Origin of the sequence: Pseudomonas xantholysinigenes (assembly GCF_014268885.2) — a bacterium.
Taxonomy (GTDB): domain Bacteria; phylum Pseudomonadota; class Gammaproteobacteria; order Pseudomonadales; family Pseudomonadaceae; genus Aquipseudomonas; species Aquipseudomonas xantholysinigenes.
Window position 1 is genome coordinate 106,639 of record NZ_CP077095.1, and the last position, 16,249, is coordinate 122,887.

Sequence of the window (16,249 nt, forward strand, 5' to 3'; positions counted from 1 at the left end):
GGGCAAGTTGCATGGTTAATTCTGATTGATTCCGCGCCATGCATGCTAGCCGAGTGCCTTCATGATGGTTAAGTGATTGAAAAACCGCAGGATGGTTCCCCGTTTTGCACTGGCACACCGCTTGCGCCTGCCTTGGGTTGAGCTATTCGCAAGGAGATCTATTCATGTGCTATTCCCTCCGAATGACCGCGCTGGCTGTCTGCCTGCTCCCGATGATTGCCCCGGCGTTGGCCGACCCAGTACAGGACGCCCGTCTCGAAGGCGCCCTGCAGACGGCGCTGTCGCTCAACCGCATGCTCAACCCCTTCTCTATAAAGGTGCAAGTCGAAGGGCAGCGGGCGCGATTGACCGGTGAGGTCGAGAACCCGGTGGAGCACGCCCTGGCCGAGCAGGTGGCGTTGGCCACCCTCGGCGTGGAGCAGGTCGACAACCAGCTGCGGGTCAACCCGCAACTGGTGGAGCAGCCACAGGAACTGCGCGCTTATGCCCAGCGTCTGGAGGACGCCACCTTGGCTGCGGTGATTCGTGCCCGTTTGCTGTGGAGCCGGGTGACGGAACAGGCGCCCATCGCGGTGGAAAGTCGTGAGGGCGTGGTGACCTTGCGCGGCAAGGTGGACAGCCCTGAGGCCAAAGAGCTGGCCGGGGTGCTGGCGCGCACTACTACCGGCGTGCACCTGGTCAACAACCTGGTCAGCCTGGACAGCACTGGGCTGGCCAAGGCCCGGGAGACGCCGGTGGACGCGCTGGATGGCCCACAGCCTAGCGACAGCTGGATAGTGGACAAGATCCGGGCCAGCTACCGCTTCAGCCGCAACCTCGATGGGCTGAACCTCAAGGTCGCCAGCGAACAGGGGCTGGTCAGGCTGGCCGGCGAGGTGGTCAGCAGTGAGCAGAAAACCATCGCGGTGGAGGTGGCACGGCAGATTGTCGGAGTGCGCGGGGTGGACGCCGACCTGTTGAAGGTCGCGACCAAGCTGGAAGGTTGAATCGTGCAAATCGCACGGTCGACCAGCGGGCATCGTGCAGGATACGTCCTTGCAATAGCTGAGTAATATTAGTAACTAATTGATTTATAAGGATTTTAATAAATAAAACAGACTGGCATGCAGCCTGCACTGATCCTTCCAGCATGGATAACAAGTACAGCAGGAGGAGCCGGCATGAATCGCCCCAACGTCAACCGCGCACAGGTCGCCGAATGGCCATTGCGTCAGCTGCTGTTCCTCGCCATGGCCGTACTGCTCACCTTGGTGGCCGGGCAGGCCTACTACAGCTGGCAGACCGCCCGGCTGGCCGAACAGGTGGCGGCGCAGACCGCACTGTTGACGCAATTGCGGGCGAACACCGGCAACACCCTGGTCAGGGCCGCCGAGCCACTGGCCCAGGCCGATACCGCGCCGGCAGTCCTCGAGCGCGTCGAGCCCCAGGAACGCTGGGTGTTCTGATCTCCCACCGCTTACCGATTTCGCACGAGAAAAGGAGAAACATCATGCTTAGTTGGGCAATCACCTTTCTGATCATCGCCATCGTTGCCGCGGTCCTGGGCTTTGGTGGTATCGCCGGCGCTGCCACCGGTATCGCGAAGATCCTGTTCATCGTCTTCCTGGTGCTGTTCGTGGCGTCCTTCTTCTTTGGCCGCGGCAGAGGTTGACGATCATGGGCAGGATGCTCCCCAAGGCGCTGGTCACCGCCCTGTTGCTGGGCGGTGGCGCGGCGGCTATGGCCGCCAACGACGGTCAGGTCCGGGTCAACCAGTTGCTGGGCAGCGACCCGGAATACCGGCAGACCTGGCAGAAGACCATCAAGCAGGAAGAACGCTTGCCCGAGTGGGTGATCAACCTCAGCGGCAGCTCGGCGCAGCAGATGTCGGCGGTGACCGAGGACGGCGACCAGTACCTGGTCGGCCCCCTTTGCGAAGCCGAGGACAAATGCACCTACAAGCGTCTGATCGTGGCGTTCAGCTGGGACAAGGACGACGCCTACGGGATGCTCGTGGAAGTGCCCGAAGGCCTGCCCGCAGACAAGTCACCCACTCGTCACGCCGACTATCGCTGGCTGGGCAAGCCGGACGATGGGATGAAGGCGCTGTTGCGCGAACAACTCAAGCGTGATCCGAACTGGTACTGACCAACGGCAGCGCGCTGTAACGCAATAGAAGCTGAACCTTTTTATCTTTCAGGCTTCTATGATGCGCCGCCCCGAGGAGGGACGGCGCATGACCAGGGGGCCGGGCTGTTCTGATTGTTGCAGGATCGGAGTGGCCTAGGGGCACAGGGAGTGCCTCCGCAATGGGCCGGGTCAGGAGAGGGTGGCATCGGAAGTTGCAGGTCGGTGACGCACAGAGGCGTGTGACCGATCTGGCTTCCGAAGCGCCTTATGTAGGAATCCTTCCTTATATACGGGCGACTTTTTTCTCAGACACATTTTGTCGCTACCGTACATCGAAATTTTTTTACCTGTCCGACGCGTCAGCTTGAGTGGCATTTCAGCCATTCGGATTGTCGAACACGCCACTTCCACCCATAGCGTCAGTCCGCCAAATCTGCCGAAAAATGGCGTTTTGGTCTTGTTCGGAAATCCGAACGTTGAAAATCAAGGGCTTGGCGATGCCCGATTTTGTCTTCTGGTCTCATGCCGATTCGGCATGGGGTAGTCGTTTCCGGCATTAGACTGCCCCTGCCTGCGTCGCAATAGTTGCCGCCTTTTTCCTCGGCCCGAGCGCCAGCCAAGCTCGCTCGCGGTGTCCTTACAGAGGGGCAGCGGCCCGCAAAGTTACCATCCATGATCCTTTCCAAGGCTCTGGGATGGGCTTTTCAGACCGATGCTCGTGACCACTACAACAAAGGGTAATGACATGAAGAAGGCAAAACTGAGCCTCGCCTGGCAGATCGTCATCGGTCTGTTGCTGGGCGTTGCAGTCGGCGCGCTACTGAATCATTTCAGTGCGGAAAAGGCATGGTGGATCAGCAACGTCCTCCAGCCGGCCGGCGACATCTTCATTCGCCTGATCAAGATGATCGTCGTCCCGATCGTGATTTCGTCGCTGATCGTGGGCATCGCCGGGGTTGGCGACGCGAAGAAACTGGGCAGCATCGGCCTGAAGACCATCATCTACTTCGAGGTGGTGACCACCATCGCCATCGTCGTCGGCCTGGTCCTGGCCAATGTGTTCCACCCGGGCGCCGGCATCGACATGAGCACCCTGGGTACCGTCGACATCTCCAAGTACCAGGCCACCGCGGCCGAGGTGCAGCATGAGCACGCGTTCATCGAGACCCTGCTCAACCTGATCCCGTCGAACATCTTTGCAGCGCTGATGCGTGGCGAAATGCTGCCTATCATCTTCTTCTCGGTGATGTTCGGCATGGGGCTGTCGAGCCTCAATGCCGATCTGCGCGAGCCGCTGGTGCGTACCTTCCAGGGCGTGTCGGAGACCATGTTCAAGGTCACCCACATGATCATGAACTACGCCCCGATCGGCGTGTTCGCCCTGATCGCCGCCACCGTCGCCAACTTCGGCTTCGCCTCCCTGCTGCCGCTGGCCAAGCTGGTGCTGCTGGTGTACTTCGCCATCGCCTTCTTTGCCTTCATGGTGCTGGGCCTGGTGGCGCGCGTGTTCGGCTTCTCGATCATCAAGATCATGCGCATCATGAAGGACGAGCTGATCCTCGCCTACTCCACCTCCAGCTCCGAGACCGTGCTGCCGCGTGTGATCGAGAAGATGGAGAAGTACGGTGCGCCGAAGTCGATCTGTTCGTTCGTGGTGCCGACCGGCTACTCGTTCAACCTCGACGGTTCGACCCTGTACCAGAGCATCGCGGCGATCTTCATCGCCCAGCTGTACGGCATCGACCTGTCCTGGAGCCAGCAGCTGCTGCTGGTGCTGACCCTGATGGTCACCTCCAAGGGCATCGCCGGCGTGCCGGGCGTGTCGTTCGTGGTGCTGCTGGCCACCCTGGGCAGCGTGGGTATCCCGCTGGAAGGCCTGGCCTTCATCGCCGGTGTCGACCGCATCATGGACATGGCCCGTACCGCGCTGAACGTGGTGGGCAACGCCCTGGCCGCGGTGGTCATCGCCAAGTGGCAAGGCATGTACGACGCCGAGAAAGGCGCGGCGTACTACCAGTCGCTGGTGCTGGACAAAGGCAAGAGCGAGGCCGTGGTGGCGGGCAAGACCGTCAACCAGTAAGCCGCTGAGCTGAACAAAAAGCCCCGACTAGTCGGGGCTTTTTGTTTTATAGGCAACCACTCCCCCTGTAGGAGCGGCCTTGTGTCGCGAAAGGGGCGCGCAGCGGCCCCAGAGTCTCGGCATCATGCAAAATCGCCGGGGCCGCTGCGCAGCCCTTTCGCGACACAAGGCCGCTCCTACAGGTACTCGGCCTCCAGCCAGGCACCGGCATGCGCTATCATTCGGGCATTTTTCACGGGGGAACACACGGATGCTCAACGGCCTGTGGCTCGGCTTTTTCCTGGTGGCGGCCATCTCCGCCCTGGCCCAGTGGCTGGTGGGCGGCAACGCCGGCATTTTCGCCGCCATGGTCGAGAGCATCTTCGCCATGGCCAAGCTGTCGGTGGAAGTCATGGTCTTGCTGTTCGGCACCCTGACCCTGTGGCTGGGCTTCCTGAAAATCGCCGAGAAGGCCGGCATCGTTGAATGGCTGGCCAAGGTCCTCGGCCCACTGTTCGCCCGGCTGATGCCGGAAGTGCCGCCCGGCCACCCGGCCCTGGGCCTGATCACCATGAACTTCGCCGCCAATGGCCTGGGCCTGGACAACGCCGCCACGCCCATCGGCCTGAAGGCCATGCGCGCGCTGCAGGAGCTCAACCCCAGCAGCACCACGGCGAGCAATGCGCAGATCCTGTTCCTGGTGCTCAACGCCTCGTCGCTGACCCTGCTGCCGGTGACCGTCTTCATGTACCGCGCCCAGCAAGGCGCGCCCGATCCGACCATGGTGTTCCTGCCGATCCTGCTGGCGACCAGCTGCTCGACCCTGGTCGGCCTGCTGTCGGTGGCGGTGATGCAGCGCCTGCGCCTGTGGGATCCGGTGGTGCTCGCCTACCTGATTCCCGGCGCCCTGCTGCTGGGCGGTTTCATGGCGTTCCTCGGCACCCTGTCGGCGGCCGCGTTGGCCAGCCTGTCGTCGATCCTCGGCAACCTTACGCTGTTCGGGGTGATCATCCTGTTCCTGGTGATCGGCGCGTTGCGGCGGGTGCAAGTCTACGAGGCCTTCGTCGAAGGCGCCAAGGAAGGCTTCGACGTGGCCAAGAGCCTGCTGCCTTACCTGGTGGCGATGCTGGTGGCAGTCGGCGTGTTGCGCGCCTCAGGGGCGCTGGAGCTGGCCCTGGACGGCATTCGCCATGCGGTGAACTGGATGGGCCTGGATACGCGTTTCGTCGAAGGGCTGCCCACCGCGCTGGTCAAGCCGTTCTCCGGCAGCGCGGCGCGGGCCATGCTGATCGAGACCATGCAGACCCAGGGCGTGGACAGCTTCCCAGCCTTGGTGGCGGCGACCATCCAGGGCAGCACCGAGACCACCTTCTATGTGCTGGCAGTCTACTTCGGCGCGGTGGGCATCCAGCGTGTGCGCCACGCCGTGGGGTGCGCCCTGCTGGCCGAGCTGTCCGGGGTGATCGCGGCAATCTTCGTCTGCTACTGGTTCTTCGCCTGAGCCTGGCTGACGGTCCAGTCGATCACCTGGCGCGCCAGTTGGTCGCTGGCCGTGCCGAAGCCGGCGACCACTGCCGGAACCTTGTTGTCGTTCAACGGCTGGCGCACTTCGAAGCGCTTGCTGGCGAGGATGCGCTGGCTCCGGCCCTGCACCAGCCGTGCATCGTAGCGAATCACCACCTCCACTGCCCCGCCGGCGCGGTATTCGCTCTGGAACGCCTGTAGTTCGCCACCCAGTTCGTAGTCGGCCTGCAGGTTGCTGTCGTCGGCGCTCAAGCGCTGTACCCGGCCATCGCGCTGGAAGCCGTCGAGCAGGCGGTTGCGTACCAGCATCGGCACCGGGTCGCTCCAGCGTGCGCCCTTGTAGCTGCTGATCACGTCACCCTGGGGGATCACCGCGATACGCGGCCCGGCCAGGGTCTCGCTGGCCAGCGGCTTGTTCAGGCGCAGCGACCAGTCCAGCGGCGCGGCGGCGCGGGCCGACTGGTTCACCGGCAGACGGTAGATATCCACAGGCTCGCTTTGCGGCAGGATCGAACAGGCCGAAACCAGGCTCAGGGTGGTGGCGGCGAAGGCCAGGCGCAGCGACGGGGTCATGGCTGGAACTCCTTGTTGTTGTCGCGGCCCAGCAGGTAGCCGCTCGGGTCGGCTTCCAGGCGCCGGGAGATGCCCTTGAGCGAATTGAGGGTCTCGCGCAGCTCACGAATCGCCGGGGCGATCTGATTCAGGCCCTGGGCACCGTCGTCCAGGGACTGGCGGTTGTCCTTGAGCAGGCTGTTGATGGTGGCGGTGCTCTCGGCCAGCGACTGCATGGCCTGCTCGGCGCTGCCGATGGCCTGCTTGCCCTGGGTGCCGAGCAGGCCGTTGGCGTTGCGCATCAGCGCCTGGGTCTCGGCGAGGGTGGCGTTGGCCTGCTTACCGACCTGGGCCAGTTGCTCGATGGCGTCGGCGATGCCGCCCTTCTGGCTGGCGAAGGCGCCGGTGGTCTGCTCGAGATTGGCCAGGGTGTTGCTCAGGCGCTCGATGTTGCTTTCGGAGAACATCAGGTTGGCGTTGTGCAGCAGCAGGTTGATGTTGGTCACCAGGTCGCTGCTGTCATTGAGCAGGCGCGATATCGGCGAGGGCGAGGCGATGATCACCGCCAGCTTGCCGTCCTTGCCCTTGAGTTCCGGGCTTTGCGGGGTGCCGCCGCTGAGCTGGATGAACGCGTTGCCGGTCACCCCGGCCAGGGTCAGCTTGGCCTGGGTGTCTTCCTTGACCGGGGTATCGCCGCTCAGGCGTACCCGTGCCAGCACCCGGCGCGGGTCCTTCGGGTCCAGGCGCAGGCTGCTGACGTCGCCGACCTTGATGCCGTTGTACTGCACTGGGCTGCCGCGGCTCAGGCCCGACACCGCCTCGTTGAACACCACTTCGTAATCCTTGAAGGCATCGTCGACGCTGGACTTGGTCAGCCACAGGCCGAACAGCATGGCGCCGGCCACCACCAGCACGGTGACCAGGCCGATCAAGACATGATGAGCTCGGGTTTCCATCGTTCAGCGCTCCTGGCGGGCGCGCAGGGCGGCGTCTTCGGCCGCCCGGCCACGCGGGCCGTGAAAGTATTCGTGAATCCACGGATCAACGGTCTGCTCGACCTCGGCCAAGGGGCCCGCCACCAGCACTTTCTTCTGCGACAGCACCGCCACTCGGTCGGTGATGGTGTAGAGGGTGTCCAGGTCGTGGGTGATGAGGAACACCGACAGCCCCAGGGCGTCGCGCAAGGTGAGAATCAACTGGTCGAAGGCGGCGGCGCCGATCGGGTCGAGGCCGGCGGTGGGCTCGTCGAGGAACAGGATGTCCGGGTCCAGGGCCAGGGCGCGGGCCAGGGCGGCACGCTTGACCATGCCGCCGGACAACGAGGCTGGGTACTTGTCGGCAGCGCTGATCGGCAGTCCGGCCAGGGCCAGCTTGACCCCGGCCAGGTGCTCGGCGTCGGCCCGCGACAGCCCGGCATGCTCGATCAGCGGCAGGGCGACGTTTTCGGTCACGGTCAGCGACGAGAACAGCGCGCCCTTCTGGAACAGCACGCCGAAGCGGCGTTCGACCAGCGAGCGCTGGGTTTCGTCGAGCGTGGCCAGGTCCTGGCCGAACACCTTGACCGTGCCTTCGTTGGGCCGGCGCAGGCCGACGATGCTGCGCAGCAGCACCGACTTGCCACTGCCAGAGCCGCCGACCACGGCGAGGATCTCGCCGCGATACAGGTCCAGGTCGAGGTTTTCGTGCACGCTCTGGCTGCCGAAGCGGTTGCATAGGCCCCGGACTTCGATCACGGCTTCAGTCACCAGCCCATCTCCATGAAGAACAGCGCGGCCACCGCATCCAGCACGATCACCACGAAGATCGATTGCACCACGGCCGAGGTGGTGTGGGCGCCGACCGATTCGGCGCTGCCGCTGACCTTGAAGCCTTCCAGGCAACCGATGGCGGCGATCAGGAAGGCGAAGAACGGCGCCTTGGCCAGGCCCACCAGGAAGTGCTGCACGCCGATGTCACTCTGCAGCAGCGAGAGGAACATGGCCGGCGAGATGTCCAGCGTCAGGGCGCAGACCACGGCGCCGCCGACCATGCCGCAGAGCATCGCGACGAAGGTCAGCAGCGGCAACGCGATCAGTAGCGCCAGTACCCTCGGCACCACCAGCAGTTCGATGGGGTTCAGGCCGAGAGTGCGGATGGCGTCGATTTCTTCGTTGGCCTTCATCGAGCCGATCTGCGCGGTGAAGGCGCTGGCGGTGCGCCCGGCCATGAGAATGGCGGTGAGCAGCACGGCGAACTCGCGCAGGAAGGAAAACGCCACCAGGTCGACGGTGAAGATGGTCGCGCCGAAGTCGGCCAGCACCGTGGCGCCGAGGAAGGCCACCACCGCGCCCACCAGGAAGGTCAGCAGGGCGACGATCGGCGCGGCATCCAGGCCAGTCTGTTCGAGGTGGGCGACTACTGGGGTGACGCGCCAGCGGTGCGGCTGGAACAGGCGCAGGAACAGGGTCTGCAGGATCAGGCCGATGAAGCCCAGGACTTGCTGGGTGTCCTGCCACAGCTGGTCGACGGCGCAGCCGATGCGGGCCAACAGCAGGAGCAGCACCGGGCGTTGGGGCTCCTTGACCGGTATGCAATAGTCCTGCACCGAGCTGTAGACATTCTTCAGCAGCGCGCGGCTGGCGTCGGGGAGTTCGTCGGTGCAGCGCGACAGGCGTTCAGCGCCCAACAGCTCGGCCAACAGCGAGGCACCGGCGGTGTCCAGACGGCCCAGCTGGCTGAGGTCGACCTGGGTGTCATCGCCGTACTGGCTGCCCAGGCGCTCGCATTCGCGCTTGAGGCTGGCGTAGTGGGCCAGGGTCCAGTCGCCGGCGATATGCAGGCGGGATGGCTGCTGGAGGGTGTCCAGGGTGGCGCTCGGGACGGTCATAAGTTCCATGCGTCTGGCTGAGGGCACAGAGGCTGATCATAGCGCAGCAGCATGGTCGACGGGGATTCCTGTGGGAGCGGGCGTGCCCGCGAAGCAGGCACCGCAGACTCAGGCACCAGCTTCGCTGGTGTTCGCGGGCAAGCCCGCTCCCACAGGTGTCGCGTCAGGATGCTGGCACGTCGTCGACCACCTTGAACCGCAGCACCCCGATCACCTGGCCATCCTCGGTCAGCACCCGCACCTGCCACTTGCCCACCGGGTTCGGCGGGAAGTTCTGCTTGTGGGTCCAGGCCCGGTAGCCCTCCTTGCGCCCGCCGTGGATGTCCAGGGCGATGCGGTCGACCTCTTTGCCGTCGAGCTGCCACACATGGTAGATGCGCTCGTCCAAGCCTCGCGGCGCGTTGATCGCGGTGTAGGCGTACAACCCGCCGCTGCGGATGCGGCTGGCGGGAACCTCTTCCAGCGAAGCTCCCGGTTGGCGGTTGATCACTTCGGTACTTACCGCCACATCGGTCATCCACAAGGTCGCGGGCGGTACCCAGGAGCGCAGCAGCCAGCCGCCTGCGCCCACGGCCAGGGTCACCAGCACCAGGGCCACGCCGCGGCGCCAGGAGTTGATCGGGAAGCTGCTGGCCAGGCTCGGGAACGACAGCACCATGGCGGCGATCAGCGCCAGCTTGAAGCTCTGCGCGGTGGTCAGGTGCAGGATGATCGGCAGCGCCGTGAGCATCGCGGCGAACAGCGTCAGGGTATGCAGCGCGAGGAACAGCCAGCGCCGCGGCGCCAGCCACTTGTGGTACAGCGGGTCGACGATCGAGATCAGCCCGGCGGCGCCGAGCAGCCCGGTGAAGATCAGCTGGCCGCTGTTCCAGGTGGTGGTGATGAAGAAGAACGGCAGGACGAAAAACAGGCTTTCCTGGTGGATCATCTGCGTCGCGAAGCGCAGCAGCGGCTGCGGGATCTCGCGTTTGAAGGTGCGGGCGAACAGCTCGGTGAGGGTGTTCTCCAGCATCAGCCAGACCCAACTGACCAGCATGACGATGGCGATCCAGCTGGCCAGGCCGGCTTGGCGGTCGACCAGGATGAAGCTGCCGATTCCCGAGAGGAAGCCGTAGAGCGCGATGATGCCGGGGTAGCGTTTGAGCAGCTCGATGATGCGCAGGACGAAGCTGGGGATAGGGGGCATGGGTTTACAACAGGAAGGTGAGGTGGAGGTAGCGGCCTCTTCGCGGGCAAGCCCGCTCCCACAGTGCCTGTCGAGAACCCTGTGGGAGCGGGCTTGCCCGCGAAGAGGCCGCTACAGGATACCGCTGAATCACGGCTCCCGTGTAGCACCTCCAGGGCGACTGGCCACCACACGGCGCCGACGAATCAGCCCCGCAGCCAGGATCAGCCCCAGCACCAGCGCCACCAGCCCATACAGTTCGTCATACCCCAGCAACGGCTGCTCGATGCGCAGGTACCCCGGTTCCTTGAGCAGCTCGCGCAGCGCCGCATCGGCCTGCTTGAGGCTGACCTGGCGCAGCAGCCGCACCGGATCGGTGAAGCGCCCGTCCTCGTAGGCGTTGAGCGCGCCCCAGTAATAGTCGGCCAGTGCCGCATTGCCCTGGGTGGTCCAGCTTTCCCGGGCGATCGCCGCTTCCTTGATGCGGGCGAAGGTGTCCGGGTCCAGGCCGTGCTTGCGCAGGTGCTCGAACAGTTGCTCGATCACCTTCTGCGCCGCGTCGACGTCTTGGCGCTCGAGGTCGGCATTGAGGCTGAGCATGCCACTGTCGCCAAAGCTCTCGCGTTGCACCGATGGGCCATAGGACAGGCCATGGCGCAGGCGCAACTGGTCGTACAGCGCCCAGTCCAGATAGCGCGAGAGCAGCTCCAGGGTCTGGTCGTGGCCCTCCTCCAGGGTCGGCTCGATGAACAGCCAGTGCAGCTTGACGTTGTCGCCCAGCCAGCCGCGGGTCAGGTCGCGGCGCTGTTCGGCCTGCTGGCTGATGCTTTCCAGGCTGCGGCGTTCCTCGGGCTCGGTCGCCGGCAGCTCGCCGAAGGTACGTTCCAGATAGGCCGGCAGCAGGCGGTCGAGGCCGCCGACGACGATCAGCGACATGTTGTTGGCCGCGTACCACTGTTCGCGCAGGTGCTGCACCTGCTCCAGGGTCATGTCGTCGAGGTTGGAGCGTTCGGGGCATTTGAGGCCCAGCTCGGTGGCCAGTTGGTCGCTGGCCGGATGGCCGATGTCCTGGCGGTCGAGCCAGCGCTGCAGGCGACCGTAGTGGCCGCCGTCCTCGCGTTCGATGATGGTCTTGGCGGTGGCCAGGGCCTTGGCGTCGATGCGCGTGTCGCGGATCACCGCCAACAGCAGGTCGAGCACCTTGCGCTGGTTGCGCGCCGGGGCCTCGATGACAAAGGTGGTGTCGGCGCTGCTGGTGTAGGCATTCCACTCACCGCCCAGGGCTTGCATGCGCTCTTCCAGGCCACCCTCGCCGGTGTCGTCGATGCCGCTGAACAGCAGGTGCTCGAGCAGGTGCGGCAGTTCGCGCTGGTCGCAGGCGAAGTCGTCCAGGCCAACACCGACCACCAGGCGGATCGACACATGGTCGCGCTCGTAGCCAGACTTGAGGATCACCTGTAGGCCGTTGGGCAACAGGTAGCCCTCCACCCGCGAGCGGTCGAGGGCGAAGGTTGGCAGGCTGCAGATCAGCAGGCAAACGAACATCAGGCAACGCATGGGCGAGCTTCGGTCTCCGGGGTGGGCGCGGTCAGGGCTGGCGGGCTTCGTCCGGCACGCTGTCGAGCATCAGCCCGCCGGTGTCGGTGCCGCCCAGTACCACATAGGCACTGCTGCAGAACAAAGAGTTCAACCGCCGCATGTCGGCAATGAGCTCCAAGTGTAGCGAACTGGTCTCGATACTCTGCACCACTTTACGTTGCAGGCGGCTGACATGGGCATGGGCCAGGCGCCGTTCCTGGGCGCGGAAGCGGCGCTTTTCGCGCAGCAACTGCTGCGCGCTCTGCGGGTCGGCGCTGAGGAACACCGACAGGCCCAGGCGCAGGTTGGCCAGCAGTTGCTCCTGCAGGCCGGTCAGTTCCTCCAGGCCGACCTGGGAAAACTCCCGCCGCTGCGAGGTCTTCTGTTGCTGGACCTTGCGCAGCATGCGCTCGATCAGGTCACTGGCCAGCTTGAGGTTGATCGCCAGCTCGATGATTTCCGCCCAGCGCCGGTTGTCCTGCTCGCCGAGATCCTCGCGGGGCATTTGCGCCAGGTACAGCTTGATGGCGTTGTACAAGGCCTCGGCATCCTCGACCAGGGTCCGCACCTGCTGCGGCATGGCGGTCTGGGTGCCGCGCAGGGCACCGAGCATGGCTTCGAGCAGGCTGTCGACGATATCGCCCAGGCGCAGGGTCTCGCGCACGGCGTTGGCCAGGGCCAGGCTGGGGGTGTTCAGCGCGGTCGGGTCAAGGTGGCGTGGCAGGGTGTGGCCGTTGCCGTTGTCGCGCTCGGGCAACAGGTAGCTGCACACCCGCCCCATCGGCTTGACCGTCGGCAGCATGAGCAGGCAGCGCAAGGTGTTGTAGAGCAGGTGGAAGCCGATCACCAACTCCTGGGGGCTGAAGCTCAGGCTGTCCATCCACGCCACCAGTGGGTGCAGCACCGGGATGATCAGCAGCAGGCCGATGATCTTGTACAGCAGGCTGCCCAGCGCCACGCGGCGCCCGGCGCTGTTCTGCAGGCTGGTGGTGAGGAAGGCGAGCAGGCCGCTGCCGATGTTGGCGCCGATCACCAGGCCGATGGCCACCGGCAGGCTGATCACCTCGGCGCCGGCCAGGGTGGCGGTCAGCAGCACGGCGGCCAGGCTCGAGTAGGAAATCATGGCGAACAGAGCGCCGATCAGGGCATCGAGCAGGATGTCGCCGGTCAGCGAGGCGAACAGCACCTTCACCCCTTGGGCGTGGGTGATGGGCGCGGCGGCGTGGACGATCAGTTGCAAGGCCAGGATGATCAGGCCCAGGCCGATGCCCACCCGCCCCAACTGGCCGGCGCGGGTCTGCTTGCGCGAGAGGAAGAAGATCACTCCGAGGAAGATCAGCAGCGGCGACAGCCAGGACAGGTCGAAAGTCAGCACCCGCGCCATCAACGCGGTACCGACGTCGGCGCCGAGCATGATCGCCAGCGCCGGGGTCATGGCCATCAGGCCCTGGCCGACGAATGAGGTGACCAGCATGGCGGTGGCGTTGCTGCTCTGCACCATGGCGGTGACCACGATGCCGGCGATGAACGCGAGTGGGCGTTTGTTCATGTTCTGGCCGAGCACGCGGCGCAGGTTCGAGCCGTACACCCGCAGGATGCCGGTACGCACGATATGGGTGCCCCACACCAGCAATGCCACGGCGGAGAGCAGGTTGAGCAGGGTCAGCATGGTCGGGCCCCCTATTCTTCTATGCCCCTGGGTGGGGCCAATGGGTGCGGCGGTGAGCCTGGCCCGGGGGTGGGCTGTTTTTTTCAGTGCTCACTGAAGCTTTAGTTGTTTTGCCTGGCTGGCGCCAGCTTGGCATGGGTGAAACATATTTGAAACACGGGTGGCCTGTAGGCCTTGCCGAGGCGTCGGACCGGTCGGAAAGGACCGCAGAGCAGTCCCGACAATCTTGCATGATGCCAAGAACCTGGGGCCGCTGCGCGCCCCTATCGCGACACAAGGCCGCTCCTACAGGGGACGTGGATGCAAAAAGGGCCCTGCGAAGGGCCCTCTTGTACCGCGCGCCTGATCTTACTGACCTGGAATGTCCTTGCGCAGTTTCACCGGGTCGTGCTCCTTGCCCTTCTTGCGTGCCAGCGCGGTGCGCATGCGGATGTTGATCGCCTCTACCGCCAGCGAGAAGGCCATGGCGAAGTACACGTAGCCCTTCGGCACGTGAACATCGAAAGATTCGGCGATCAGCACGGTACCGACGACGATCAGGAACGAAAGTGCAAGCATCTTCAACGAAGGGTGCTTGTCGATGAAGTCGCTGATGGTGCCGGCGCAGAGCATCATCACCAGCACCGCGACGACGATCGCGGCGATCATCACCGGCACGTGGGAGACCATGCCCACGGCAGTGATCACCGAGTCCAGGGAGAACACGATGTCGATGATGGCGATCTGGATGATGGTGTAGAAGAACTTGCCGCCCGCCCCTTTTGGCTCCTCGGCGCTCTCGTCCTCGCCTTCCAGGCCGTGGTAGATCTCCTGGGAGCTTTTCCACAGCAGGAACAGGCCGCCAAAGAACAGGATCAGGTCGCGGCCAGAGATGCCCTGGCCGAGCACATGGAACAGATCGTCGGTCAGGCGCATGACCCAGGTGATCGACAGCAGCAGCATGATCCGCGTGACCATGGCCAGGGCCAGGCCGAAGATCCGCGTGCGCGGCTGCATGTGCTTGGGCATGCGGCTGACCAGGATCGAGATCATGATGATGTTGTCGATCCCGAGCACGATCTCAAGCGCGGTGAGGGTGAAAAAGGCAACCCAGATTTCCGGGCTGGTCAGCCATTCCATGTGTATTCCTTCGAGCGGTAAAGGCGAAACGCCCGGGTTTCGGGCGATTCGCGGTTGGATGATGCGCTTGTATTACAGACTGCTGAACAGCGGGAACGTCCCCAGGGCCAGCGCGCCGGCCATTATGCACAGGCACACCAGCACTGCCCACTTGAGGGTGAAGCGCTGGTGATCGCCGAACTCGATGCCGGCCAGGGCCACCAACAGGTAGGTGGAGGGTACCAGCGGGCTGAGCAGGTGTACCGGCTGTCCGACGATCGACGCCCGGGCCATTTCCACCGGGGTGACGCCGTAGTGGCTGGCGAACTCCGACAGCACTGGCAGCACGCCGTAGTAGAAGGCGTCGTTGGACATGAAGAAGGTGAACGGCATGCTGACGATGGCGGTGATCACCGCCATGTACGGGCCGAACGCCTCCGGAATCACCGCCAGCAGGCTCTTGGACATGGCGTCGACCATGCCGGTGCCCGAGAGGATGCCGGTGAAGATACCGGCGGCGAAGATCAGCCCGCTGACCGCCAGCACGCTGGAGGCGTGGGCAGCGATGCGGTCCTTTTGCTGCTGCAGGCAGGGGTAGTTGACGATCATGGCGATGCTGAAGGCGATCATGAACAGCACCGGCAGCGGCAGCGCGCCGGCGATCAGCGCCACCATCAGCGCGGCGGTCAGCGCGCCGTTGAACCAGATCAGCTTGGGCCGGCGGGCTTCCGGGAACTGCGACACGCTGATCTCGCTGTGGTCGATGTCGTCGGTGGGCAGGTGCAGCTCGCCCAGGCGGGCGCGCTCACGTTTACCGTACCAGTAGGCGATGGCCAGGATCGCCGCCACGCCAAAAGCCATGGCCGGGATCATCGGCACGAAGATGTCCGCCGGGTCGACGTGCAGGGCGCTGGCGGCGCGGGCGGTGGGGCCGCCCCAGGGGGTCATGTTCATCACCCCGCCAGCGAGGATGATCAGGCCGGCCATGATCCGCGGGCTCATGCCCAGGCGGCTGTACAGCGGCAGCATGGCGGCGCAGCAGATCATGTAGGTGGTGGCGCCGTCACCGTCGAGGGACACCACCAGGGCCAGCACCGCGGTGCCGACCGAGACTTTCAGCGGGTCGCCCTTGACCAGCTTGAGGATCTTGCGCACGGCCGGGTCGAACAGGCCGGAGTCGATCATCAGGGCGAAGTAGAGAATGGCGAACATCAGCATCACGCCGGTGGGCGCGAGCTTGCTGATGCCTTGCAGCATCATCGGGCCGATGTCGCTGTAGAAACCGCCGAACAGGGCGAACAGGATCGGCACCAGGATCAGGGCGATCAAGGCCGACAGGCGCTTGGTCATGATCAGGTACATGAAAGTGATGACCATGGCGAAGCCGAGGAAGGTCAGCATGGCGGTACTCCAGGCGGGACGCGGCGAAAGGAAGGACGCTTCGGGCGGATCAGCGCGTCAGGCGCTGTGCGGGGAGTAGGCGCGGAGGTACGGCGAGGAGGCGGGCACAGGAAAACATCGGGAATCACCATTGTTGTTGTTGATGGGCCGGGCACGGAAGATTCCGGGTGCCCTGGCTGACCGGTCTTTGCCGGTAGTGGCGCTATCCTAGGTGGGCAAGCTTTCAGC

General features: G+C 64.6%; 15 protein-coding genes. 6 read left to right on the plus strand and 9 right to left on the minus strand.

The window, feature by feature from the left end; genetic code table 11:
* Window positions 1–164: 164 nt before the first annotated feature.
* The 6 genes from HU772_RS00485 (at window position 165) to HU772_RS00510 (ending at window position 5,669) form a co-directional block, all read left to right on the plus strand.
* Window positions 165–986, plus strand: a complete 822-nt coding sequence (locus tag HU772_RS00485; protein WP_186652691.1) for a BON domain-containing protein — start codon at window positions 165–167, stop codon at window positions 984–986.
* Window positions 987–1,160: 174 nt separating this feature from the next.
* Window positions 1,161–1,445 (plus strand): hypothetical protein, encoded by a 285-nt coding sequence (locus tag HU772_RS00490; protein WP_186652689.1) that lies wholly within the window; start codon window positions 1,161–1,163, stop codon window positions 1,443–1,445.
* Window positions 1,446–1,489: 44 nt separating this feature from the next.
* Window positions 1,490–1,651, plus strand: a complete 162-nt coding sequence (locus HU772_RS00495) for a DUF1328 domain-containing protein (protein WP_003252966.1) — start codon at window positions 1,490–1,492, stop codon at window positions 1,649–1,651.
* A gap of 5 nt (window positions 1,652–1,656) precedes the next feature.
* Window positions 1,657–2,127, plus strand: a complete 471-nt coding sequence (locus HU772_RS00500) for an inhibitor of vertebrate lysozyme family protein (protein WP_186652688.1) — start codon at window positions 1,657–1,659, stop codon at window positions 2,125–2,127.
* Between the two features lie 727 nt (window positions 2,128–2,854).
* Window positions 2,855–4,189, plus strand: a complete 1,335-nt coding sequence (gene gltP, locus HU772_RS00505; RefSeq protein WP_186652686.1) for a glutamate/aspartate:proton symporter GltP — start codon at window positions 2,855–2,857, stop codon at window positions 4,187–4,189.
* Window positions 4,190–4,439: 250 nt separating this feature from the next.
* Window positions 4,440–5,669 carry a nucleoside recognition domain-containing protein gene (locus tag HU772_RS00510; RefSeq protein WP_028688661.1) on the plus strand — a complete coding sequence of 410 codons (1,230 nt, stop codon included), beginning with the start codon at window positions 4,440–4,442 and terminating at the stop codon, window positions 5,667–5,669.
* On the opposite strand, the gene HU772_RS00515 is transcribed toward HU772_RS00510, so the two are convergent.
* The 9 genes from HU772_RS00515 to HU772_RS00555 all read right to left on the minus strand — a co-directional run bounded on the left by HU772_RS00515 (window position 5,651) and on the right by HU772_RS00555 (window position 16,021).
* Window positions 5,651–6,265 carry an ABC-type transport auxiliary lipoprotein family protein gene (locus HU772_RS00515; RefSeq protein ID WP_186652683.1) on the minus strand — a complete coding sequence of 205 codons (615 nt, stop codon included), beginning with the start codon at window positions 6,263–6,265 and terminating at the stop codon, window positions 5,651–5,653. The two genes, HU772_RS00510 and HU772_RS00515, sit on opposite strands and share 19 nt — an antisense overlap.
* Entirely contained in the window at window positions 6,262–7,200 is a 939-nt protein-coding gene (locus HU772_RS00520; protein WP_186652681.1) for an MlaD family protein, read from the minus strand. Before HU772_RS00520 ends, HU772_RS00515 begins: the two co-directional genes overlap by 4 nt.
* A gap of 3 nt (window positions 7,201–7,203) precedes the next feature.
* Window positions 7,204–7,989 (minus strand): ABC transporter ATP-binding protein, encoded by a 786-nt coding sequence (locus tag HU772_RS00525; protein ID WP_225923074.1) that lies wholly within the window; start codon window positions 7,987–7,989, stop codon window positions 7,204–7,206.
* Window positions 7,986–9,119, minus strand: coding sequence for an ABC transporter permease (locus tag HU772_RS00530; RefSeq protein WP_186652680.1), 1,134 nt, complete (start codon window positions 9,117–9,119; stop codon window positions 7,986–7,988). The genes HU772_RS00525 and HU772_RS00530 overlap by 4 nt, the downstream gene beginning before the upstream one ends.
* A gap of 154 nt (window positions 9,120–9,273) precedes the next feature.
* Window positions 9,274–10,296 (minus strand): DUF5924 family protein, encoded by a 1,023-nt coding sequence (locus HU772_RS00535; RefSeq protein WP_186652678.1) that lies wholly within the window; start codon window positions 10,294–10,296, stop codon window positions 9,274–9,276.
* A 129-nt stretch (window positions 10,297–10,425) separates the two neighbouring features.
* On the minus strand, window positions 10,426–11,832 hold the full coding sequence (locus HU772_RS00540) for a M16 family metallopeptidase (RefSeq protein ID WP_186652676.1): 1,407 nt from the start codon (window positions 11,830–11,832) through the stop codon (window positions 10,426–10,428).
* Window positions 11,833–11,863: 31 nt separating this feature from the next.
* Window positions 11,864–13,522: a Na/Pi cotransporter family protein gene (locus HU772_RS00545; protein ID WP_186652675.1), complete on the minus strand. Its 1,659-nt coding sequence runs from the start codon at window positions 13,520–13,522 to the stop codon at window positions 11,864–11,866.
* A 348-nt stretch (window positions 13,523–13,870) separates the two neighbouring features.
* Entirely contained in the window at window positions 13,871–14,641 is a 771-nt protein-coding gene (locus HU772_RS00550) for a TerC family protein (protein ID WP_186652674.1), read from the minus strand.
* Between the two features lie 72 nt (window positions 14,642–14,713).
* Window positions 14,714–16,021: a CitMHS family transporter gene (locus HU772_RS00555; protein WP_186652673.1), complete on the minus strand. Its 1,308-nt coding sequence runs from the start codon at window positions 16,019–16,021 to the stop codon at window positions 14,714–14,716.
* Window positions 16,022–16,249: the final 228 nt, after the last annotated feature.